At 66.2% G+C, this 21,244-nt stretch carries 21 protein-coding genes; 16 read left to right on the top strand and 5 right to left on the bottom strand.

Going from position 1 to position 21,244, the window contains the following annotated elements:
- The 7 genes from pyk to ACTHNZ_RS07655 all read left to right on the top strand — a co-directional run.
- On the top strand, positions 1-1,216 hold a 1,216-nt coding region (gene pyk / locus ACTHNZ_RS07685), incomplete at its 5' end, for a pyruvate kinase (protein WP_440541904.1).
- A gap of 305 nt (positions 1,217-1,521) precedes the next feature.
- Positions 1,522-2,586 (top strand): class II fructose-bisphosphate aldolase, encoded by a 1,065-nt coding sequence (gene fba / locus ACTHNZ_RS07680; protein ID WP_440541903.1) that lies wholly within the window; start codon positions 1,522-1,524, stop codon positions 2,584-2,586.
- Between the two features lie 67 nt (positions 2,587-2,653).
- Positions 2,654-2,806 (top strand): hypothetical protein, encoded by a 153-nt coding sequence (locus tag ACTHNZ_RS07675; RefSeq protein WP_440541902.1) that lies wholly within the window; start codon positions 2,654-2,656, stop codon positions 2,804-2,806.
- A 12-nt stretch (positions 2,807-2,818) separates the two neighbouring features.
- Positions 2,819-3,709 (top strand): phosphoribosylaminoimidazolesuccinocarboxamide synthase, encoded by an 891-nt coding sequence (locus ACTHNZ_RS07670; RefSeq protein ID WP_440541901.1) that lies wholly within the window; start codon positions 2,819-2,821, stop codon positions 3,707-3,709.
- Positions 3,710-3,741: 32 nt separating this feature from the next.
- The gene (gene purE / locus ACTHNZ_RS07665; RefSeq protein ID WP_440541900.1) at positions 3,742-4,263 is read left to right on the top strand and encodes a 5-(carboxyamino)imidazole ribonucleotide mutase; all 522 of its coding nucleotides are present in this window, start codon (positions 3,742-3,744) and stop codon (positions 4,261-4,263) included.
- 128 nt (positions 4,264-4,391) lie between these two features.
- Entirely contained in the window at positions 4,392-5,600 is a 1,209-nt protein-coding gene (locus ACTHNZ_RS07660) for a 5-(carboxyamino)imidazole ribonucleotide synthase (protein WP_440541899.1), read from the top strand.
- Between the two features lie 40 nt (positions 5,601-5,640).
- Positions 5,641-6,690: an L-threonylcarbamoyladenylate synthase gene (locus ACTHNZ_RS07655; RefSeq protein ID WP_440541898.1), complete on the top strand. Its 1,050-nt coding sequence runs from the start codon at positions 5,641-5,643 to the stop codon at positions 6,688-6,690.
- A gap of 13 nt (positions 6,691-6,703) precedes the next feature.
- Here ACTHNZ_RS07655 and ACTHNZ_RS07650 read toward each other — a convergent pair whose 3' ends face one another.
- The 3 genes from ACTHNZ_RS07650 to dacB form a co-directional block, all read right to left on the bottom strand.
- Positions 6,704-7,918 carry an SGNH/GDSL hydrolase family protein gene (locus ACTHNZ_RS07650; RefSeq protein ID WP_440541897.1) on the bottom strand — a complete coding sequence of 405 codons (1,215 nt, stop codon included), beginning with the start codon at positions 7,916-7,918 and terminating at the stop codon, positions 6,704-6,706.
- A gap of 136 nt (positions 7,919-8,054) precedes the next feature.
- Complete coding sequence (locus ACTHNZ_RS07645; protein WP_440541896.1) at positions 8,055-8,993, bottom strand: sterol desaturase family protein; 939 nt, start codon at positions 8,991-8,993, stop codon at positions 8,055-8,057.
- 219 nt (positions 8,994-9,212) lie between these two features.
- On the bottom strand, positions 9,213-10,790 hold the full coding sequence (dacB, locus tag ACTHNZ_RS07640; protein WP_440541895.1) for a D-alanyl-D-alanine carboxypeptidase/D-alanyl-D-alanine endopeptidase: 1,578 nt from the start codon (positions 10,788-10,790) through the stop codon (positions 9,213-9,215).
- Positions 10,791-10,955: 165 nt separating this feature from the next.
- On the opposite strand from dacB, the gene ACTHNZ_RS07635 reads away from it, so the two are divergent.
- The 7 genes from ACTHNZ_RS07635 to ACTHNZ_RS07605 all read left to right on the top strand — a co-directional run bounded on the left by ACTHNZ_RS07635 (position 10,956) and on the right by ACTHNZ_RS07605 (position 17,656).
- Positions 10,956-11,615 (top strand): response regulator, encoded by a 660-nt coding sequence (locus ACTHNZ_RS07635; protein ID WP_440541894.1) that lies wholly within the window; start codon positions 10,956-10,958, stop codon positions 11,613-11,615.
- On the top strand, positions 11,615-12,913 hold the full coding sequence (locus ACTHNZ_RS07630) for an ATP-binding protein (RefSeq protein ID WP_440541905.1): 1,299 nt from the start codon (positions 11,615-11,617) through the stop codon (positions 12,911-12,913). Before ACTHNZ_RS07635 ends, ACTHNZ_RS07630 begins: the two co-directional genes overlap by 1 nt.
- Before the next feature lie 159 nt (positions 12,914-13,072).
- On the top strand, positions 13,073-14,569 hold the full coding sequence (locus tag ACTHNZ_RS07625) for a DegQ family serine endoprotease (RefSeq protein WP_440541893.1): 1,497 nt from the start codon (positions 13,073-13,075) through the stop codon (positions 14,567-14,569).
- A gap of 129 nt (positions 14,570-14,698) precedes the next feature.
- Positions 14,699-15,193 carry a carboxypeptidase regulatory-like domain-containing protein gene (locus ACTHNZ_RS07620; protein WP_440541892.1) on the top strand — a complete coding sequence of 165 codons (495 nt, stop codon included), beginning with the start codon at positions 14,699-14,701 and terminating at the stop codon, positions 15,191-15,193.
- A 116-nt stretch (positions 15,194-15,309) separates the two neighbouring features.
- The gene (locus ACTHNZ_RS07615) at positions 15,310-15,675 is read left to right on the top strand and encodes a DUF427 domain-containing protein (protein WP_440541891.1); all 366 of its coding nucleotides are present in this window, start codon (positions 15,310-15,312) and stop codon (positions 15,673-15,675) included.
- 24 nt (positions 15,676-15,699) lie between these two features.
- Positions 15,700-16,470 carry a CoxG family protein gene (locus tag ACTHNZ_RS07610; RefSeq protein ID WP_440541890.1) on the top strand — a complete coding sequence of 257 codons (771 nt, stop codon included), beginning with the start codon at positions 15,700-15,702 and terminating at the stop codon, positions 16,468-16,470.
- A 178-nt stretch (positions 16,471-16,648) separates the two neighbouring features.
- Positions 16,649-17,656: a hypothetical protein gene (locus ACTHNZ_RS07605; RefSeq protein ID WP_440541889.1), complete on the top strand. Its 1,008-nt coding sequence runs from the start codon at positions 16,649-16,651 to the stop codon at positions 17,654-17,656.
- A gap of 63 nt (positions 17,657-17,719) precedes the next feature.
- Here ACTHNZ_RS07605 and ACTHNZ_RS07600 read toward each other — a convergent pair whose 3' ends face one another.
- Together ACTHNZ_RS07600 and ACTHNZ_RS07595 are read right to left on the bottom strand one after the other, a co-directional pair.
- Positions 17,720-18,370 (bottom strand): TetR family transcriptional regulator, encoded by a 651-nt coding sequence (locus tag ACTHNZ_RS07600; protein ID WP_440541888.1) that lies wholly within the window; start codon positions 18,368-18,370, stop codon positions 17,720-17,722.
- Positions 18,371-18,495: 125 nt separating this feature from the next.
- Complete coding sequence (locus ACTHNZ_RS07595) at positions 18,496-18,783, bottom strand: hypothetical protein (RefSeq protein WP_440541887.1); 288 nt, start codon at positions 18,781-18,783, stop codon at positions 18,496-18,498.
- On the opposite strand from ACTHNZ_RS07595, the gene ACTHNZ_RS07590 reads away from it, so the two are divergent.
- On the top strand, positions 18,782-19,984 hold the full coding sequence (locus ACTHNZ_RS07590) for an efflux RND transporter periplasmic adaptor subunit (protein WP_440541886.1): 1,203 nt from the start codon (positions 18,782-18,784) through the stop codon (positions 19,982-19,984). The genes ACTHNZ_RS07595 and ACTHNZ_RS07590 overlap by 2 nt on opposite strands.
- Positions 19,985-20,003: 19 nt before the next feature.
- On the top strand, positions 20,004-21,244 hold a 1,241-nt coding region (locus tag ACTHNZ_RS07585; protein ID WP_440541885.1), incomplete at its 3' end, for an efflux RND transporter permease subunit.

Here is a 21,244-nt window from a genome sequence, read left to right as displayed (position 1 = left end):
CGTCGGCCGATTCGAAAACGGCAAGGTGCAGCTCACGGCCGGCAGCCCGTTCATCCTCGATGCGAATTGCGAACTCGGCAACGAGGAGCGCGTCGGGCTCGATTACCGCGATCTGCCGCGCGACCTGAGAGCGGGCGATGTGCTGCTGCTGAACGACGGCTTGATCGTCCTGACGGTGTCGCGTGTCGTCGGCGAAGAGATTCACACCATCGTCAAGGTGGGCGGCGAACTCTCGAACAACAAGGGCATCAATCGCCAGGGCGGCGGCCTCACCGCGCCCGCGCTGACGGCGAAAGACATGGAAGACATCCGCACGGCGATGGCCATCGGTGTCGAGTACATCGCGGTGTCGTTCCCGAAAAACGCGACGGACATGGAAATGGCCCGCCAGTTAGCGAACATCGCCGGCATGCCGTACGGCATCAAGCCGAAGATGATCGCGAAGATCGAGCGTGCCGAGGCGATCCCTGCGCTGCAAGGCATCCTCGATGCGTCCGACGGCATCATGGTCGCGCGCGGCGACTTGGCCGTCGAAGTCGGCAACGCCGCGGTGCCGGCGCTCCAGAAGCGGATGATCCGGATGGCGCGCGAGTCGAACAAGCTCGTGATCACGGCCACGCAGATGATGGAGTCGATGATTCACGCGCCCGTGCCGACGCGTGCGGAAGTGTCGGACGTCGCGAACGCGGTGCTCGACGGCACGGACGCGGTGATGCTGTCCGCCGAGACGGCCGCGGGCAAGTACCCGGTGCAGACGATCGAAGCGATGGCCGCGATTTGCATCGAAGCGGAAAAGTCGGAACACGTCGAGCTCGACAAGGATTTCCTCGACCGCACCTTCACGCGCATCGACCAGTCGATCGCGATGGGCGCGCTCTTCACGGCCTACCATCTCGGCGCGAAGGCGATCGTGGCGCTGACGGAATCGGGCGCGACGGCGCTGTGGCTCTCGCGCCACTGGTCGCACGTGCCGATCTTCGCGCTGACGTCGCGTGTGACGAGCGAGCGTGCGATGGCGCTGTTCCGCAACGTCACGCCGCTTTCGGTCGAGCCGAACAGCGATCGCGATCAAGCGTTGAAGCAAGCCGTGGAAGTCGTCGTGTCGAAGGGCTATGCCGCGCGCGGCGACATGGTCGTGCTGACGGTGGGCGAGCCGATGGGCCAAGCGGGCGGCACGAACACGCTGAAGATCGTGCGCGTGGGCGATCCGTATTGATCCGGTGGCGATCCGGACGGATTGACCGGGTTGCAAACGGATTCGAGCGGGATTCAGCGGATTCAGCGGATCGACGGCCGAGCGGCCGCTTGCTGGCCGGCACGGGGTGCTGAGCAGCGGCGGCGCCGCGTGCCGTTCGCTCGCGCGAGGCCGCTCGTCGGCGCCCAAGACCGTACATTTGGCGCTCGCCGCGGGTTATGACGACCGCTCGACTGGGGGTTGCGCCCCCGGTTCGCGATAAAATCGCGCATTCGCACATTAAAAGTGCCGACCGAGCACCCAGATTTCAATCCAAGGAGTACAGCATGCCTCTCGTATCAATGCGTCAACTGCTGGACCATGCGGCCGAGCACGGCTACGGTTTGCCGGCGTTCAACGTGAACAACCTCGAGCAAGTGCAAGCGATCATGGCTGCGGCGGATCAGGTCGGCGCGCCGGTCATCATGCAAGCGTCGGCCGGCGCCCGCAAGTACGCGGGCGAGCCGTTCCTGCGTCACTTGATCGAAGCGGCGATCGAGTCGTATCCGCATATCCCGGTCGTGATGCACCAGGATCACGGGCAATCGCCGGCCGTTTGCATGGCCGCGATGCGCAGCGGCTTCACGAGCGTGATGATGGACGGCTCGCTTCAAGCCGACGGCAAGACCGTCGCGTCGTACGAATACAATGTCGATGTGTCGCGCAAGGTCGTCGAAATGGCGCATTCGATCGGGGTCACGGTCGAGGCCGAGCTGGGCGTGCTGGGCTCGCTCGAGACGATGAAGGGCGACAAGGAAGACGGCCACGGCGCCGAAGGCACGATGACGCGCGAGCAACTGCTCACCGACGTCGAGCAAGCGGCGGACTTCGTGAAGCAGACGCAGTGCGACGCGCTCGCGATCGCGATCGGCACCTCGCACGGCGCCTACAAGTTCACGAAGAAGCCGACGGGCGACATCCTCGCGATCGAGCGCATCAAGGAAATCCACGCGCGGATTCCGAATACGCACCTCGTGATGCACGGTTCGTCGTCGGTGCCGCAAGAGCTGCTGGCCGAAATCCGCGAGTTCGGCGGCGACATGAAGGAAACGTACGGCGTGCCCGTCGAGGAAATTCAGGAAGGGATCAAGCACGGCGTGCGCAAGGTGAACATCGATACCGATCTGCGCCTGGCGATCACGGGCGCGATCCGTCGCTACCTGTTCGAGAACCCGAGCAAGTTCGACCCGCGCGACTACCTGAAGCCTGCGCGCGAGGCCGCGAAGATGGTGTGCGTCGACCGCTACGTGGCGTTCGGCTGTGAAGGGCAGGCGGGCAAGATCAAGCCGATCTCGCTCGACAAGATGGCGGAGAAGTACAAGGCCGGCGAACTGGCGCAAGTCGTTCGCTGATCCCCGCCCGCATGGCCGCGCGAGCAACGCGCGGCCATCGTGAATCGATCGCCGTTCCGATCAATCGATGGGAACGGCGTTTGCCTTTGTTCTTTGTTGTTCGTTGTTCGTTGTTTTGCAGTTGATGCTGCCGGCCGATCAGCCGGCAGCGCCGTCCAGGCGGGCGATGGCTGATGCTTCGATGCGCCTGGTGTTTCATTCGTTCATCACTTTTGACTGACGGCTCACGACGATGTCTACCCTCTACGAATCCTCGCTCCGCTCGCTGCCGCTGCTCGGCCGCGGCAAGGTCCGCGACAACTATGCCGTCGGCCACGACCAGTTGCTGATCGTCACGACCGATCGCCTGTCGGCATTCGACGTCGTCATGGGCGAGCCGATTCCGAACAAAGGGCGCGTGCTCAACCAGATGGCGAACTTCTGGTTCGACCGCCTCCAGCACATCGTGCCGAACCACCTGACGGGCGTGGCGCCCGAGTCCGTCGTCGCGCCCGACGAAGTGGAGCAGGTGAAGGGGCGCGCCGTCGTCGTCAAGCGGCTCGAGCCGATCCTCGTCGAGGCCGTCGTGCGCGGCTACCTCGCCGGTAGCGGCTGGAAGGACTATCAAGCGACGGGCGCCGTTTGCGGCGTCGAACTGCCGCCGGGGCTCAGCAACGCACAGAAGCTGCCCGAGCCGATCTTCACGCCGGCCGCGAAGGCCGAGATGGGCCATCACGACGAGAACATCACGTTCGACGAGTGCGAGCGTCGCATCGGCACCGAGCTCGCCGCGACGATCCGCGACATTTCGATCAAGCTGTACCAGGAAGCGTCGGAATATGCCGCCACGCGCGGCATCATCATCGCCGACACGAAGTTCGAATTCGGGCTCGACGGTCACGGCAAGCTGTTCTTGATGGACGAAGCGCTGACGGCCGATTCGTCGCGTTTCTGGCCTGCCGATGAATACCGCGTCGGAACGAATCCGCCGTCGTTCGACAAGCAATTCGTGCGCGATTGGCTCGAAGCCCAGAGCTGGGGGAAGACGCCGCCGGCGCCGAAGCTGCCCGAGGACGTCATTGCCAAGACGAGCAGCAAGTATCAAGAGGCGCTTGAGCGTCTGACCGGCCAGCAGTTGGCGTAAGAGATCGATCGGTTGACAAGGAAATCCGCACGATGAGCGAAGTAGTCCAAACCGCCCATACGCACAGCGCGCCGCTCGTCGGCGTGCTGATGGGTTCGAGCTCGGATTGGGAAGTGATGAAGCACGCCGTGGCGATGCTGCAGGAATTCGGTGTGCCGTACGAGGCGAAGGTCGTCTCGGCGCATCGGATGCCCGACGAGATGTTCGAGTATGCGCAAACGGCGCGTGCGCGCGGCTTGCAGGCGATCATCGCGGGCGCCGGCGGCGCCGCGCACTTGCCCGGCATGCTTGCCGCGAAGACGACGGTGCCCGTGCTCGGCGTCCCGGTCGCGAGCAAGTACCTGAAAGGTGTCGACTCGCTGCACTCGATCGTGCAGATGCCCAAGGGCGTACCCGTCGCGACGTTCGCGATCGGCGAGGCCGGCGCGGCGAACGCGGCGCTGTTCGCCGTGGCGATGCTGGCCGGCACGTCGAGCGATTATGCCGAGCGGCTCGCGGCGTTTCGCGTGCGGCAAAATCAGGCGGCTCACGCGATGGTGCTGCCGGCGCTCTGAGCGCATCGAGCGCTTGCGAGGCCGGCGCTGCTCCTGCTGCGCCGCCGCCCCATTTCGAGGTCCCGTTTTCGCGACCGTTGCTTCATGTCCCGCTTGTCCGATAGGCCGCGGGCGGACCGACCACTACGATGAATCCAGAGAACACCCCCGTTTCACCGATCATGCCCGGCGCTTGGCTCGGGATGGTCGGCGGCGGCCAGCTCGGCCGCATGTTCTGCTTCGCGGCTCAGGCGATGGGCTATCGCGTCGCCGTGCTCGACCCGGACGAATCGAGCCCCGCGGGCAGCGTGGCCGATCGGCACCTCCGGGCACCCTATCAGGACGAATCGGCGCTGACCGAGCTCGCGCGTCTGTGCGCGGCCGTATCGACCGAGTTCGAGAACGTGCCCGCGGCGAGCCTCGATTTTCTGGCACGCTCGACGTTCGTAAGCCCGGCCGGACGCTGCGTTGCGATCGCGCAAGATCGCATCGCCGAGAAGCGCTTCATCGCCGAAGCGGGCGTGCCCGTGGCGCCGCACGTCGTCATCGAATCGTCGGAGGCGCTGGCCGTGCTCGATGACGCGCAACTCGAGCAAGTCCTGCCGGGCATCTTGAAGACGGCCCGCCTCGGTTACGACGGCAAGGGTCAAGTGCGCGTCGCGAGCGCCGACGAGGTGCGCGACGCCTACAGTTCGCTCGGCGGCGTGCCGTGCGTGCTCGAAAAGCGGCTGCCGTTGAAATTCGAAGTCTCGGCGCTCGTCGCGCGCGGGACCAACGGCGCCACGGCCGTCTATCCGCTCGCGCAGAATCTTCATCGCGGCGGCGTGCTTGCGCTGACGATCGTGCCGGCGCCCGATGCGCCGCCCGCACTCGCGCAGCAGGCGCAACTGGCGGCGATCAGCATCGCCGAGAAGCTCGGTTACGTCGGCGTGCTCTGCGTGGAATTTTTCGTGCTCGAAGACGGCTCGCTCGTCGCCAACGAAATGGCGCCGCGGCCGCACAACTCGGGCCACTACACGGTCGATGCCTGCGCGGCGAGCCAGTTCGAGCAGCAGGTGCGTGCCATGACGGGCATGCCGCTCGGCGACACGCGGCAGCACTCGCCGGCCGTCATGCTCAACATTCTCGGCGACGTCTGGTTCCCGGTCGACCCGAAGGGCGTTGCGCGCGCGACGCCCGTGACGCCGCCCTGGCACGAAGTGGCCGCGATGCCTGCGGCGCGCTTGCACTTGTACGGGAAGGAAGAGGCGCGTCCCGGGCGTAAGATGGGGCACGTGAACTTCACCGCCGCCACGCTCGACGAAGCGCGCACGGCCGCCCGCGATTGCGCGCGGCTGCTGCACATCCCGCTCGGCTGAGCGGCGCGAGCGTCAAGGCTGTTCGATAGGCTGTTCGACGATGTCCAACCACCCGAACTCACCCGCGGCCCCCTCGGCACCCGCGGTTTCCGAGGCGCAGATCGAGGAAGCGGCCGCGTTGCTCGCGGCCGGCGAGCTCGTCGCGTTTCCGACCGAAACCGTCTATGGCCTCGGCGGCGACGCCGAGAATCCGGCGGCCGTCGCGCGCATCTACGCGGCGAAAGGGCGGCCAGCCAACCATCCCGTCATCGTGCATCTGGCACCGCACGGCGATCCGCAGTACTGGGTAGGGCAATTGCCTGCCGATGCACGAAAGCTCATCGATGCATTCTGGCCGGGGCCGCTCACGCTGATCCTGAAGCGTGCGCCCCACATTCCCGATGCGGTCAGCGGTGGCCAAGACTCGGTCGGCCTGCGTTGCCCCTCCCACCCCATTGCACAACGGCTGCTCGAAGCATTCAGCGTGCGGCGCGCTGGACATGGCGGCGTCGCGGCGCCGTCCGCGAATCGCTTCGGCCACGTGAGCCCGACGACGGCACAGCACGTTCGCGACGAATTCGGCGGCGAAATTCACGTATTGGACGGCGGCGCTTGCGACGTCGGGATCGAATCGACGATCGTCGATTTATCGCGGGGCTTTCCGGCGTTGCTGCGTCCCGGGCGTATCACGCCGCGCGAGATCGCCGACGTGCTTGGCGTCGCGCCGCGGCTTCCCGACGGCAGCGATGCCACGGCGCCGCGCGCATCGGGCACCCTCAAGGCGCATTACGCACCGCGCACGCCGCTCGCGTTATTGCCGTTCGCAGCGCTCGAGCCGATGCTGGCCGGCGCGCAAGCGGCCGGCAAGCGCGTGGCGCTCGTGGCGCGCGTCTCGTGCGCCGGCGCATGGGCCGAAGCGCGCGACGTGCATTTTGTCGCCGCACCCGAGGACCCGCACGTCTACGCGCGCGAGTTGTACGGCTTGTTGCGCGCGCTCGATCGAGCGCAAGTCGAACGAATCTTCGTCGAAAAACTGCCCGACACGCCCGAATGGATCGCCGTCAATGATCGGCTGGGCCGTGCGGCGGCGGCATTCGAAGCGAGCGAATAGCCCGCTCACCCGGTCAGTGGCCGATCCCCGCCTTCGCGATCTGCGATTCGACGTACTGCGCGAACAGCGCATGGGTACGCGTGGTCGGGTGAACGAGGTCGGCGAAGATGTAGGACTGATCGGCTCCGGCTGTCGTCAGCGTCTGCGGCGAGCAGAACAAGGACGAGGCGAGTGCGGCGCCGAACTGGGCAGCCGTTTGACCGGGCAGCAGCACGCTCGGATTGGCCTGCGCGTATGCCGTGGCCGACGTTTGCATCTGCGTGAGATTGCAAGCCGTGTTCGTATTGGAAACGGAGAAGCCGTTGGCCTGAGAAGCCGCGATGAGCTGATCGAGCCAGGTGAACGCATCGATCGAGATCACCGTGCCGGTCGGCAGATTCGCCGCTTGCAGCCCGGCGGCCACGACGCCGTTGAACGTCTGCACGACACCGGAAATGAGCTGCTGAGCCGCGGCGCCGCTTTGCGCCGCCGTCTGCACGCCGAGCGGCGTCTGACCGATATCGGGCACGTTGACGAACACGACGTGCTTAGCGCCCTTGGCTATGATCGTCGCCACTTGCGTGACCAAGGCTTGCGCCGCCGGGCCGAGCGTGGTGTTCACCTCCTGGAGGGTCGCGTTCTGCGGCGTCATGCCACCCCCGATGTCCGTCTGGATCTTGGTCAGGAGCGTGGTCAGATTGGCCAGAATATCGTTCGCGCCGCCCTCGACGAGCACGAGCTGATTCGAGTTGAAGCTGCCGTTCGCGCTCAGGTAGTTCGCCACCTGCGTGACGATCGGCGTCGTCGTGGCGGCCAGATTGTTCGGCGCCCAGCCGATGCCTTGTGCGGTCGAGACCTCCGCGCCGCCCTGCGCGTAGTCGAGGCCACCGGCTGCCGTAAGCGGCTGGCCGAAGCCGCCGACGAAGGCCGGCGTGAGCGTGCCGCCGTAGTAGACGGCGACGTTTTGCGTCCATACCTGGCCCGGGTTCGTCGTGAAACGGCCGCCGCCGAACTGCGCCGCGATGACCGGCGAATAGGTGCCGGCATCGGAAAGGCTCGTGCCGAACGAAACCACCTGCATCGATACGCCGCCCGGCGGCGTTGCGGCCGCGCTCGACGGACTGCCGCCGCTGCTGCCACCGCCGCCGCCACAGGCGGCGAGCAGCGCAAAGGCGGCGCCGGCGATCGCGGTTTGCGTCACACGCAGCCAAGTGGTGTTCTGTGTCTTCTTACCGTGTTCGTGTTCCATCGACTTCATCTCCTCGTATATGCGGCATGGCCGTGCTGTGATATGTGATGCAAGAAATCGACGTCGGGCAGCCTCGGCTCGGGCCGGTGCGCAGCGCGTGCGGCGTTCGGCCACGGTGCACGCTGCCATCAAGCGTTCATGTCCTGCGCGAAGCGGCATGCACAGCGGCGACGCCGGCAGGACCGGCTGCTCCGGGCTCGCCGGCCGGCTCGGTGTTCGCCGCGGCGCGGTGGTAGGCCGCTGCCCATTCGGGTGGTCCCAAAATCACCCGCACTTTGCCCGCGAAACTCGGTATCTCGCGTACATCGGCGAGCATCGAGCCCCACTCGTGAAAGGTCGCCGTGAGCGGGTTGTCCGTGCCGAGCGGTTCGACGATGCCGTACTGCGGCGCGTCTAACTCGTCCTCCGGCACATAGGTGCCGAACAACCGGTCCCAGACGACGAGCACCCCGGCGTAGTTGCGATCGATGTAGCGCGGGTTGCGCGCGTGGTGGCAGCGGTGAATGGAGGGCGTGTTGATGACGTATTCGAGCCATCCGAGCCGGCCGACCGCTTGCGTGTGAACGAAGAACTGAAAGGCCAAGTTGATGAGCACGATCGCGACGATCTGCTGCGGCGGAAAGCCGAGCAGCGCGAGCGGCAACCAGAAAGCCCACATGCCGGCGATCGGGTACATGAGGCTCTGGCGGAATGCCGTCGACAGATTCAGGCGCTCCGAGGAGTGGTGCACGACGTGCGCGGCCCAGAACCAGCGAATGCGATGGCTGCAGCGGTGGAACACGTAGTAAAGCAGGTCCTGTGCCACGAACAGGACGGCGAGCGACACCCAGCCGTCGGACCAGGTGAAGAGCCGGAAGTGTGCGTAGACATAGGCGTAGACGGGCACGACGGCCAGCCATGCGAGCTTGTCGGCGCCTTGATGCATGAGCGCGAGCGCGGCATTGCACAGCGTATCGGGCCAGCTGTACAAGCGCTTTAGCCGGCGCTTGCGAGCGAAATGCCAGGCTTCGCAGCCGATGCAAGCAAGAAAGACGGGCGCCATGGCGAGCAGAAGCAATTCGGCGTCGAATGGCATGACGTCTTCCTCCTTCCAGTCTCGTCGTTATAGGGTCCCAAGGTCCGCGCCGTGCCGTGCGCCGTTCGGCACTCGTGCTGGGCAAACGCGGTCATCCGGTCATCCGCCGGTCGTTGCCCGAAAGGGTACACGCTCGCGTCTCGCGCGGCGTCATTCGATCCTAGAAGAAGTATTCGGTGGCGGGCGCCGCATTTGCCGCGCCGGCCGGGTGCGGGACGCTCAGCGCAATCCGCGATAAACCCACTCGAGCAGCGCGTCGTGGGCCGCGTGGGCCTGCTCGGCATGCCGCGAGTTGATGAAGCTGACGACGACATAGCTTTGGCCATCGGCAGCCGCCACATAGCCTGCGATCGCGCGCACGTCGTTGAGGGTGCCCGTCTTGATGTGGGCGTTGCCGAGCACCGGCTCGTCGCGCAGCCGGTTGCGCATGGTGCCGTCGACGCCGGCGATGGGGAGCGACGCGACGAATACCTGTGCGACGGGGCTCGCGTTCGCGTTTTGCAGCAGATCGGCGAGCGAGCGCGCGCTGACGTGCTCTTCGCGGGAAAGGCCGGAGCCGTTCGCGAGTGTGAGCTCGGGCATCGCCAGCCCCTGGTCATGCAAAAAGCGTTCGATCGCCTCGGCCGACTTCGCGGGTGTGGCGGGTGGTTTGCCGGCGACGGCGCCGATCGTGAGGAACAGGTTGCGCGCCATCACGTTGTTGCTGAACTTGTTGATGTCGCGAACGATGTCGGCGAGCACGGGGCCGTGGTGCACGGCGACGAGCCGCGCGCCCAGGGGCACGGGGCCTTCGTGCGTGGTGCCGTTGAAGGTGCCGCCGGCCGAGCGCCACAGGGCGAGAAAGCCGCCGGCGAAGAACGCCGTGTGGTCGAGCACCGCGACGTTGATCGTGCGGGGGCCGCAACGAGCCGGATATTCTCCCGAGAACAGCGCATCCACGGTGCCGTTCGGCTCGGGCGTGACGCTCGGCGTCAGCGCGGTATCGACGCCGACGCAGGCCCCGGGGCTCGCACGCAGCGAGTTGTCGATCTGCAGTTGGGCGAGCGCCGGAATCACTTCGATGTCGACGGTGCCGTCGGGTGACGGCGTCAGCGTGAACGACAGCGACTTGAACGCATAGAGCAGCGGGTCCGGGCCGACATTGTAGGGAGCACTCGTATCGTCGTCGAACGGCGGCAGGTCGCGCGTGGACGGATCGAAGAAGCGCTTGTCGAGTACGAGCGCGCCGTCGATGCCGGTGATGCCGGCGCGGCGGATCTTTTCGACGAGGTCGATGAGTTCCTCGGGCACGAGCTTCGGATCGCCCGTGCCTTGGATGTAGAGATTGCCGTGCAGCACGCCGCCCGCGTCGACTTGGCCGTCGGCATAGGCGCTCGTGCGCCACCGGTAGTCGGGGCCGAGGATCGATAGTCCGGCGTAGGTGGTGACGAGCTTCATCGTCGAAGCCGGCAGCATTGGCGTGTCGGCGTTCAGGGCCACGAGCGGCGCGTGTTCGCCGATCCGCTCGACGACGACGCTGATGTCGGACGGCGGCACGCCCGCGCGCTTGAGTGCGCTCGTCACCGAGAGCGGCAGCCCGGCCTTGGCCGGTGCGGAGTGCGCATGATGGCGCAGCAGCGGCTTGTGCGCGTCGGCGTGGGGGGCTGCCGCCAGCGCGCAGACGGCGGCGAGCGCCCCGGCCGCGCACCGCCGGGCGATTCGGGGACGTCCGTGTTTGCGTGGCGCGAGGACGGCGGGCAAGCGGGACGAAGCGAGGAGGGCGCGGCGGCCAAAGTACCAGAGCGAGGCGAGCGTCATGAAAGAGTGCACGAAAAGCCGATGACAAAGGCGAGGCGCGCGGAACGCGCGCAAAGCAAAGCGCTCATTGTAGGGGGCAAGCGGTGGGTGTTGCGCATGAGCCGTCGATGCCGGACCCGCTAGAATGCGCTATCTGAGTCATTCGGGCGCGTTCAGCGCGAAGCGATGCGAATACTGCTAGTCGAAGATGACCGCATGATTGCGGAGGGCGTGCGCAAGGCGTTGCGCGGCGAAGGGTTTGCAGTCGACTGGGTGCAAGACGGCGAAGCGGCGCTGACCGCGGCCGGCAACGAGACATACGACCTCGTCTTGCTCGATCTGGGCTTGCCCAAGCGCGACGGCCTCGACGTGCTGCGTTCGCTGCGCTCGCGCGGCAACGCGTTGCCGGTGCTGATCGTCACGGCGCGTGACGCGGTGGCCGATCGCGTGAAGGGCCTCGACGCCGGCGCCGACGATTATCTCGTCAAGCCGTTCGATCTCGACGAGCTCGGCGCCCGCATGCGCGCGCTGATCCGGCGCCAAGCCGGACGCTGCGAATCGGTGATCCGCCACGGCCCGCTCACGCTCGATCCGGCGGCGCATCAAGTGACGCTCGAGGGCGCGCCCGTGGCGCTGTCCGCGCGCGAGTTCGCGCTGCTCGAAGCGCTGCTGGCGCGGCCCGGCGCCGTCCTCTCGAAGGCTCAGCTCGAAGAGAAGATGTACGGATGGGGCGAGGAGATCGGCAGCAATACGGTCGAAGTCTATATCCACGCGCTGCGCAAGAAGCTCGGGGCGGATCTGATCCGCAACGTGCGTGGCCTGGGCTACATGATCGCGAAGGAATGATGCAATCCATTCGCCGTCAACTGCTGTTCTGGCTCATCGGAATCGTGCTCGCGGGTGTCGGTCTGGCCGGCTGGCTCATCTATCGGCAGGCGCTCGCCGAGGCCAACGAGCTCTTCGACTATCAGCTGCAGGAAATCGCGGCGGCGCTGCCGTCCGAGCCGTTCGCGCAGATCTTCGGGGCGCACAACGATGCGGACGAGGGCATCGTCATTCAGATCTGGAGCCGCACGGGATCGCTGATGTATTACTCGCATCCGCGCGCGCCGCTCGCGCCTCGCGCGGAGCTCGGCTTCTCGACCGAGCGCACCGACCGCGGCGATTGGCGCGTGTACGGCGCGATCGTCGGCGACAACGTCGTCCAACTCGCGCAGCCGCTGTCCGTGCGCAATCGCCTCGCCGCGAACGTGGCGCTGCGAACGCTGTGGCCGCTCATCTTGCTGCTGCCGTTCCTGGGCGTGGCCGTCTGGGGCGTCGTCGGACGCGGGCTCGCGCCGCTCAGGCGCGTGACGCGCGCACTCGACGCGCGCCGCCCGGAGGCGCTCGATCCGTTGCCCGAGGCGCGTTTGCCGCTCGAAGTGCGTCCGCTCGTGCGCGCGCTCAACGGTCTGCTGGCCCGGCTCTCGTCGGCGCTCGACACGCAGCGCGCGTTCGTGGCCGATGCGGCGCACGAGTTGCGCACGCCGCTCGCCGCCGTGCAGATCCAATCGCAGCTCGTTGCGCGCGCGCAAGACGCCGAGGCACGCCGCGAGGCGCTCGCCGATCTTCAGGCGGGCGTGACGCGTGCGACGCGCCTGGCCGAGCAGTTGCTCGCGCTCGCACGTGCCGAGCCCGACGCGGGTGCGGTCAAGGAGGCCGTCGATTTGCGCATGCTGCTGGCCGATTGCGTTGCCGCGCATGCCCCCATCGCCTTGCGCGGCGGCATCGATCTCGGCTTCGAGCGCGCACAGCCGGCCACCGTGACGGCCGACGCCGATTCGCTGCGCGTCATGTTCGGCAACTTGCTCGACAACGCGGTCAAGTACACGCCGGCCGGCGGCCGCATCGACGTATCGCTGTCGCTCGACGAGCACGGCCGGGCCTGCGTGCAGATCGCCGACAGCGGCCCCGGCATCCCGGCCGAGGAGCGCGCGCGCGTGTTCGACCGGTTCTACCGCGACGCTCAAGCGCGCGCCCGCACGGACGTCTCAGGCAGCGGGCTCGGCCTCGCGATCGTCAAGCGTGTGGCGATGCAGCACGGCGCCGCGATCGAACTCGGCGATGCGCCGCTCGGCGGGCTGCTCGTCACGGTGCGGTTTTGAACGCGCGGCGCCGGCCGGGGCGCACCCGTGGCGCGCGGGCCGTGGCGCAGGCCGTCCGGCCCCGCTGGGGAAAGCCGCTCGTCGGACGATTTTGCTGTTAAGTCTCCTTTAAGACAGCCCTTTTACTCTGCCACACATCAAGCAAGGAGGCCTTTCCCCATGAACGCAAAAACGCTTTCTCGCGGTGCCGTGGCCGTTGCCGTCGCCGCCGCGCTGTCCGTCGGCTACGTGGCCGGTACGCGCCACGCCGATCCGCACCTCATCTCCAACGCGCAAGCTGCCGCGATGATGCCGGCCGAAGCCGCCGCGAAAACGGGCATTCCCGATTTCTCCGGGCTCGTGGAAACCTACGGGCCGGCGGTCGTCAACATCAGCGCGAAGCACGTCGTGAAGCAGGCGGCGCGCCGCTCGATGCAGCAACTGCCCGTCGATCCCGACGATCCGTTCTACCAGTTCTTCAAGCGCTTCTACGGTCAATTCCCGGGCTTCAACGGCGGCGGGAACGGCGGTGGGGGCGGGCAGGACGACGTCCCGAGCGCAAGCCTCGGTTCGGGCTTCATCATCAGCAACGACGGCTACATCTTGACGAACGCGCACGTGGTCGACGGCGCGAACGTCGTCACGGTCAAACTGACCGACAAACGCGAGTTCCGTGCGAAGGTCGTCGGCACCGACAAGCAATCGGACGTCGCGGTCCTGAAGATCAACGCCTCGAACTTGCCGACGGTGAAGATCGGCGATCCGAACCAGAGCAAGGTCGGCCAGTGGGTCGTTGCGATAGGCTCGCCGTACGGGTTCGACAACACCGTCACCTCGGGGATCATCAGCGCGAAGGCGCGCTCGCTGCCGAACGAGAACTACACACCGTTCATTCAGACGGACGTGCCCGTGAACCCCGGCAACTCGGGCGGCCCGCTGTTCAACCTGCAAGGGCAGGTGATCGGCATCAACTCGATGATCTACTCGCAGACGGGCGGCTTCCAGGGCTTGTCGTTCGCGATTCCGATCGACGAAGCGATGCGCGTGAAGGACGAACTCGTGAAGACGGGACACGTCAGCCGCGGCCGGCTCGGTGTGGCGGTCCAGGGCGTCAACCAGACGTTGGCTGATTCGTTCGGCCTGCAAAAGCCGGCGGGCGCGCTCGTGAGTTCGGTCGATCCCGGCGGTCCCGCCGCGAAGGCCGGTTTGCAGGCCGGCGACGTGATCTTGGCCGTCAACGGCTCGGCCGTGAACGACTCGACGGACCTGCCCGCGCAGATTGCGAGCATGAAGCCCGGCTCGAAGGCGACGCTCGACATCTGGCGTGACAAGGCGAAGAAGCAAGTCACGGTGACGCTCGGCTCATTGTCCGATACGAAGGTGGCCGACAGCGGCGGCCCCTCGTCGGAGCAAGGCAAGCTCGGTGTCGCGGTGCGGCCGCTGACGCCGCAAGAGCGTAGCGGCACCTCGCTCACGCACGGGCTGCTCGTGCAGAGCGCGAGCGGGCCCGCAGCCAGCGCTGGCATTCAGCCCGGCGACGTCATTCTCGCGGTGAACGGTCGTCCGGTCACGTCGGTCGAGCAGTTGCGCGACGTCATCGCGAAAGCCGGCAATAGCGTGGCGCTCTTGATTCAGCGCGACAACGCGCAGATCTTCGTGCCCGTCGATTTGGGCTGAAGTATGCAAACCGGGTGCCGGCGGGCCGCGCAACGGATGCGCGGCTCGCCGGGAACGGGGCTTGCATGCTGTTTCTCGTAGCGTCTGAGTTGTCGAGGCAACCGGCGCGCAACCAGAAGGAGCGATCCGATGAAAACGCGAACCAGCAAGAAAGCGATGCTCGCCGCAGCCGTGGCCGCAGCGGCGCTCGGCTTAACGGCCGGCGGCGCGTGGGCGCAAAGCTCGGGCACGGTCGGCGGCACCACCACCGATACGACGAGCGCGGGCAACGAGAACGGCGGCGGCATGCCGCAGATCCAGCATCAAGGCGACATCGCCTATGTATCGGGCGGGGTCGGCAGCGACGAATCCGCGGCGCTCAAAAGCGCCCAGCACCGCTGGCCGCTCGCGATGCGCTTCACGGGGCCCGGCGCCGACTACCTCGCCGACGTCCACGTACGCATCGTCGGCCCGCACGACGCCGACATCCTGACGGCGGACTCGCGCGGCCCGTACATGCTCGTGAAACTGCCGCCGGGCCGTTACACCGTGCATGCACGCTATAAGGACGAGGACCAGACGCGCCAAGTGACGGTCGGTAAATCGCCGGGCGCGCGTGCGGATTTCCACTGGAATACGCAATAGTTCAGGTGCCGGACCGCACACGCGGTTCGACTTTCGCCGATAATGAAGCCACGGGCGCCCGCTCGTGGCTTTTTTTGTGCGGTGCACCCGGCATGCGCCTTGCGAGAGGAATGGCTATGACGAATGCCGATACGTCACACCGGATCGAAATCGAGCGGAATCCCCACCGTCTGCGCGTCATTCATGGCGGCATCACGATCGCCGATACGCGGGAAGGGCTGACGTTGAGGGAAACCGGCCTACCCGACGTCTTCTATTTTCCGCGCGAAGACGTGAACATGACGCGCCTGCGCCGTTCCGAAAGCGCCTCCCATTGTCCGTACAAGGGCGACGCCTCGTATTTTCATCTGCTCACCGAAGAGGACGGTCCCGTGATCGATGCCGCATGGAGCTACGAATCTCCGTTGCCTGGTGCCGAGGCGATCTCGGGGTGCGTGGCCTTTTACTCGTCGCGGGTGGACCGCATCGATCAAACCTCGTAGCGGCGCAGATCGAGGATAGTCGCCATGGAATTGACCGACGCGCTCCGAATCCCGCTCGCGCCGTCCGCGGTTCGCGATGCGTTGCAAGACATTGCATTGCTGCGGGCGAGCCTCGAGAACTGCGAGACGTTCAGCCGCACGCCGAACGGCGAATACGCGCTGACGTTGACGGTGCCGCTCGGTCCGTTGCGCGCGCGCTACGATCTGCGCGCCCATGTGGCGAGTCTCGATGCCCGGCTGGCAACCGGCAACGTGAGGCCGGGCTTCGATGCGCTGCACGGTACGCTGAACTTCAAGGCCTGCGCGTCGGGCGTCGGCTCGTTGCGCGGCCAAATCGACGTCAGGCTGGCAGGGGATGGTCCCGTCGACGAAAGCGGCGAGGCGAGTGCGACGCGCATCGACTACTCGGTCTGGGCGACGCTGACGGGACCGCTGGCCGAGTTGCCGTCGCGCCAAATCGAAAATGCGCTGCACGATTTGGCCGACGATTTCTTCGCGGAGTTCTGCGCCGTCGTCGAAGCCAAGCATGGCAAGCGCGCGAACCGGGCCACGGGCGGCGCACGCCGCCAGCACGTCTTTCTCCGGCCGATCCACATGGCCGGGCTCGGCCGCAAGACATGGGAGCACAACGCGGCGGCGGCGCTCGCCGGGCGCGCCGCGGGCACGCTCGTGTCGCCGCGCGGCGCTCACGGGCTGCATCGTTCGGCGTCGCCGCAGGCCATGCCGGCGTGGGCCTGGGTGGCCATCGTCGTGCTCGTGGCCGTATTGCTCTACGCCGCGCGCTGGCTGGGCTGAATGGGTTGCGGTTGCGGTGGCGCGTTTCTCCACCTGCTTTACCCGCCTCGAAATTCGCGCCGGTAGCTGGACGGCGTCGCTCTGAACCAATGAGGCCGATTGCGTTCGGCGGCCCCTTCACCGCGCCGCGCAAGCATTCCTATAATCGACTGCGATCATCACGATGAGGGGCATGCAAATGAGCATCTGTCGTCGCATCCATTCGCGCGTGGCATTCGCAACCGTCATCGCGGCCGTGGCCTTGGGGGGAGCGCCGGCACACGCCGCGGACGACGGCGCGGCCGCCGGCGGCGCGCCCCAGCAGCCGGGCCGAACGATCAACGGATACGCCGTATTCGGCGACGGCGCGGCGTCCCGAGGGGGCGACATGCGATGGCGCGCCTACGAGGTCGGCTTCGGCGACGTGCTGAACGACTATCTTTCCGTCTACCTCGCTTATTTGAACGAGGGGCATCCCTTAGATCATCACCGCGACGGTTTTGCGGCGCTTGGATCGTTTCGATGGCCGATGAGCGAGCGCATCATGCTCGAATTATCGGCGGGGCCGTATTTCAGCATGGACACGACGCACGTCGATAACGCACCGCGCAACGAAAAGCGATGGGGCGTGCGCGCCTCCGCGGCCGTGCGCTATTACCTCGTGCCGAACGGCTTCTTCCTCAAGCTGCAGTACGACCACGTTCAGGTCATCGACGGATTCAGCTCCGACATGGTGCTCTTCGGCATCGGGTCGGATTTCGCCGGCAACCCGCATCCGGCGTTTTCGGACGGCAAGACGCAGGTGAGCGTGTGGGCCGGCACGTCGCAGACGAACCATCCCCAAGTGCCGATCGAAAAGGGGTACATGGTCGAAGTCAAGCGGCCGCTCGGCAATGCTTGGGCTTATTCGGGGAGCTTCGTCTACGAAGGCAACAACGGCGTTGCGGGAAGAAGAGGCGCGGCGGCGCAGCTCTGGTACGTGGCGCCGATTCGAAGCAAATGGACCTTATCGGCCGGCGTGGGCCCGTATCTCTCCTATGACCGCGACGAGGTCTCGCACAAGACGCGGCTCAATGCCTTGCTCAGCGCGCAGGTGAGCTACCAAGTGACGAACGACTGGGCAGCGAGCGTGCGCTTCAATCGTGTGGCAACCGGCAACGACAAGGACCAGGATATGTTCATGGTCGGCGTGGCGCGCAACTTCTGATCGACTCTCGAGGCGGAAGCCGGCGCGTGCGTTTGGGCGCGCCGGTGCAGGGCCGATCGTCGATCAATGCCTGCCTGCCTGTGTCTTGCGCAGGGCGCGGCTCATGCTCAATGCATCGATGCACGCATCGATGAACGCGTCGATATGCGACGCGAAATCGTCGGCGGCCGGCAACAGCAGCGTATCGCGCAGAAAGCCGCCGACGAACGCGTGCAAGTACAACGCGCTGCGGCGCGTATCGAGATCGGCCGGCAACTGCCCCTTCTCGACAGCGAGGAGCAAGTCCTCCTCGATCTTGCCCACCCCCTCCCGCATGCTCGTTTGATGACGCTCCTTGACCGGGCCCATCTCCTCGACGAACTCGCACTTGAGAAACAGGATGTCGAACACGCGCCGCCGCCGCGGATCGGTCGAGGCCGCCTGCAGACACCATTTCAGCACCGTGGCCAAGCGTGCGAGCGGATCGTCGTCGGCACCATCGGCCGGCCGTGCCTTGAGTTCGTCGAGCGGCAGCAGTACGCGATCGAACATGGCCGTGAACAAGTCGCCCTTGTTCTCGAAGTGCCAATAGATCGCGCCGCGCGTCACGCCTGCGTGAGCGGCGATGTCCGCGAGCGAGGTACGCGACACGCCTTTGTCGTAAAAAACCTGCTCGGCCGCATCGAGAATGCGGTTGCGTGTCTGCAGGGCCTCTTCCTTCGTTCGTCTGACCATTTGTCTCTGCCCGGTGACGGGCGTGGGGGCGGGCAGGTCCGGCCGCCATCGGTCCCAGCGCTGTGGCTTTTCGTGAAACGGCGTGCCGGGTCGCGGCTCGGGAACATCTTGTAATGATAGTCGATTTACATACAGTCGAGAATGTATATAAAATACGCGGCAGCGTTTGAAGTGCCCGACGCGAAATCGCGGGTATGATCGTCAGTCGTTTGCGCGCGAGCCCTGCCGTCCTTGCCGTACGTCGCGCGCTTCTTGCGCGGCTCGCGCAGCGCCATACGCAACGTATCGCGCCCGAGCCGGCGCCCGTCGACTTGCTCAAGCGTTTCGCCGTGACCGTCGCGCCGCGCGCCTCGTGGGGGAAGAGGCGCGACAGGACCATTTCGTTTCCAGTTATAGACCAGAGGTCGCTCCATGCGTGTCCAACCGGTTCCATTTCGCCTAATCTGCGCCGCCACCGCGGCCGTGGCGCTCGCGGCATGCGGACAGAAGCCGTCCGCGCCGCCCGCGCAAACGCCCGAAGTCGGCGTCGTCACCGTGCAGCCGAGCGCGGTGCCCGTGATCACCGAACTGCCCGGGCGCACGAACGCCTTCCTCGTGGCGCAAGTGCGCGCGCGCGTCGACGGCATCATCTTGCGCCGCGAATTCACCGAAGGCACTGAGGTGAAGGCGGGCCAGCGGCTCTACAAAATCGATCCGGCGCCGTACCTGGCTCAGTTGAACAGCGCGAAGGCCACGCTCGCGAAGGCGCAGGCCAATCTCGCGACCACGACGGCCCAAGCGAACCGCTACAAGGTGCTCGTCGCCGCGAACGCCGTCAGCAAGCAAGACTACGACAACGCGGTAGCCGCGCAAGGGCAGGCGCAAGCCGACGTCGCAGCCGGCAAGGCCGCCGTCGAAACGGCGCAGATCAACCTCGGCTACACCGATGTCGTGGCGCCGATCTCCGGCCGCACGGGTGTCTCGCAAGTCACGCCGGGCGCCTATGTGCAGGCGAGCCAGGCGACGCTGATGGATACGATCCAGCAGCTCGATCCCGTCTACGTCGATCTGACGCAATCGAGCCTCGACGGCTTGAAGCTGCGCCGCGAAGTGCAGGAAGGGCGCCTGAAGCTGAGTGGCCCGGGCGCGGCGAAAGTCACGCTGATTCTCGAAGACGGCCGGCCCTATCCGCTGCCGGGCAAGCTGCAGTTCTCGGACGTGACCGTCGATCAATCGACGGGCTCGGTCACGATTCGCGCGCTGTTCCCGAATCCGAACCGCGTGCTGCTGCCGGGCATGTTCGTGCGCGCGCGCATCGACGAAGGCGTGAACGAACACGCGATGCTCGTGCCGCAGATCGGCGTCACGCACGATCAAAAGGGCGCGGCCGTGGCGCTCGTCGTCGGCGAAGGCGACAAAGTGGTGTCGCGCGAGCTCGCGACCGCAGGCATGCAAGGCCCGGACTGGGTCGTCGACGGCGGCCTTCAGCCCGGCGATCGCGTGATCGTCCAGGGCACGGAAAAGGTTCATCCCGGCATGCAAGTGAAACCGGTCCCGGCCCAATTGCCGGCGACAGCGGCGGCGGGAGCCAGTGGCGCGGCGCCGGCCTCGGGCGCGTCCGCGCCCGCCGCCTGATCACGGAGAGCCCGCAACAATGGCAAAGTTCTTTATCGATCGGCCGATCTTCGCGTGGGTGATCGCGATCATCCTGATGCTCGCGGGGATTGCGTCGATCTTCAATCTGCCGATCGCGCAGTATCCGACGATCGCGCCGCCGTCGATCCAAATTTCGGCGAGCTATCCGGGCGCATCGGCGAAGACGGTCGAAAACACGGTCACGCAGGTCATCGAGCAGCAGATGAGCGGCCTCGATCACCTGCTGTACTTGTCCTCCACGAGCGATGACTCGGGCACGGCCACGATCACGTTGACGTTCAACGCCGGCACGAACCCCGACATCGCTCAGGTGCAGGTGCAAAACAAGTTGTCGCTCGCCACGCCGCTGTTGCCGACCGTCGTGCAGCAGCTCGGCACGAAGGTCACGAAATCGAGCAGCAGCTTCTTGCTCGTGCTCGCCTTCGTCTCCGAAGACGGCAGCATGAGCCGGTACGACCTCGCCAACTACGTCGCTTCGCACATCCAAGACCCGATCAGCCGCCTCGACGGCGTCGGCACGGTTACGCTGTTCGGCACGCAGTACGCGATGCGGATTTGGCTCGACCCGAACAAGCTGACGAACTATAAGTTGACGCCGGGCGACGTCGTCAGCGCGGTGCAGCAGCAGAACGTCCAGATCGCGGGCGGCCAGCTCGGAGGCACGCCGGCCGTGCCGGGGCAGATGCTGCAGGCGACGATTACCGAGCAGACGCTGCTGCGCACGCCGAAGGACTTCGGCAACATCCTGCTGAAGGTGAACCCCGACGGCTCGCAGGTGCGCCTGAAGGACATCGCGCGCATCGAACTCGGCGGCGAAACGTACAACTTCGACACGAAGTACAACGGGCAGCCGACGGCCGGCATGGGCATTCAGTTGGCCACGGGGGCGAACGCGCTGCAAACGGCCAAGGAAGTGCGCACGAAGATCGACGAGCTGTCGAAGTACTTCCCGCATGGCCTCGTCGTGAAGTACCCGTACGACACGACGCCGTTCGTGCGCCTGTCGATCGAGGAAGTGGTCAAGACGCTGATCGAAGGTATCGTGCTCGTGTTCCTCGTGATGTATCTGTTCCTGCAGAACCTGCGGGCGACGATCATCCCGACGATCGCGGTGCCGGTCGTGCTGTTGGGCACGTTCGCGATCATGTCGGCGGTGGGCTTCTCGATCAACGTGCTGTCGATGTTCGGCCTCGTGCTCGCGATCGGTCTGCTCGTCGACGATGCCATCGTGGTCGTGGA

It is taken from the genome of Trinickia sp. (assembly GCF_051953955.1).
In the GTDB taxonomy this organism is placed as follows: Bacteria; Pseudomonadota; Gammaproteobacteria; order Burkholderiales; family Burkholderiaceae; genus Trinickia.
Note: the sequence above shows the minus strand (reverse complement) of the source record. Positions and strands in the feature narration are given on the sequence as shown.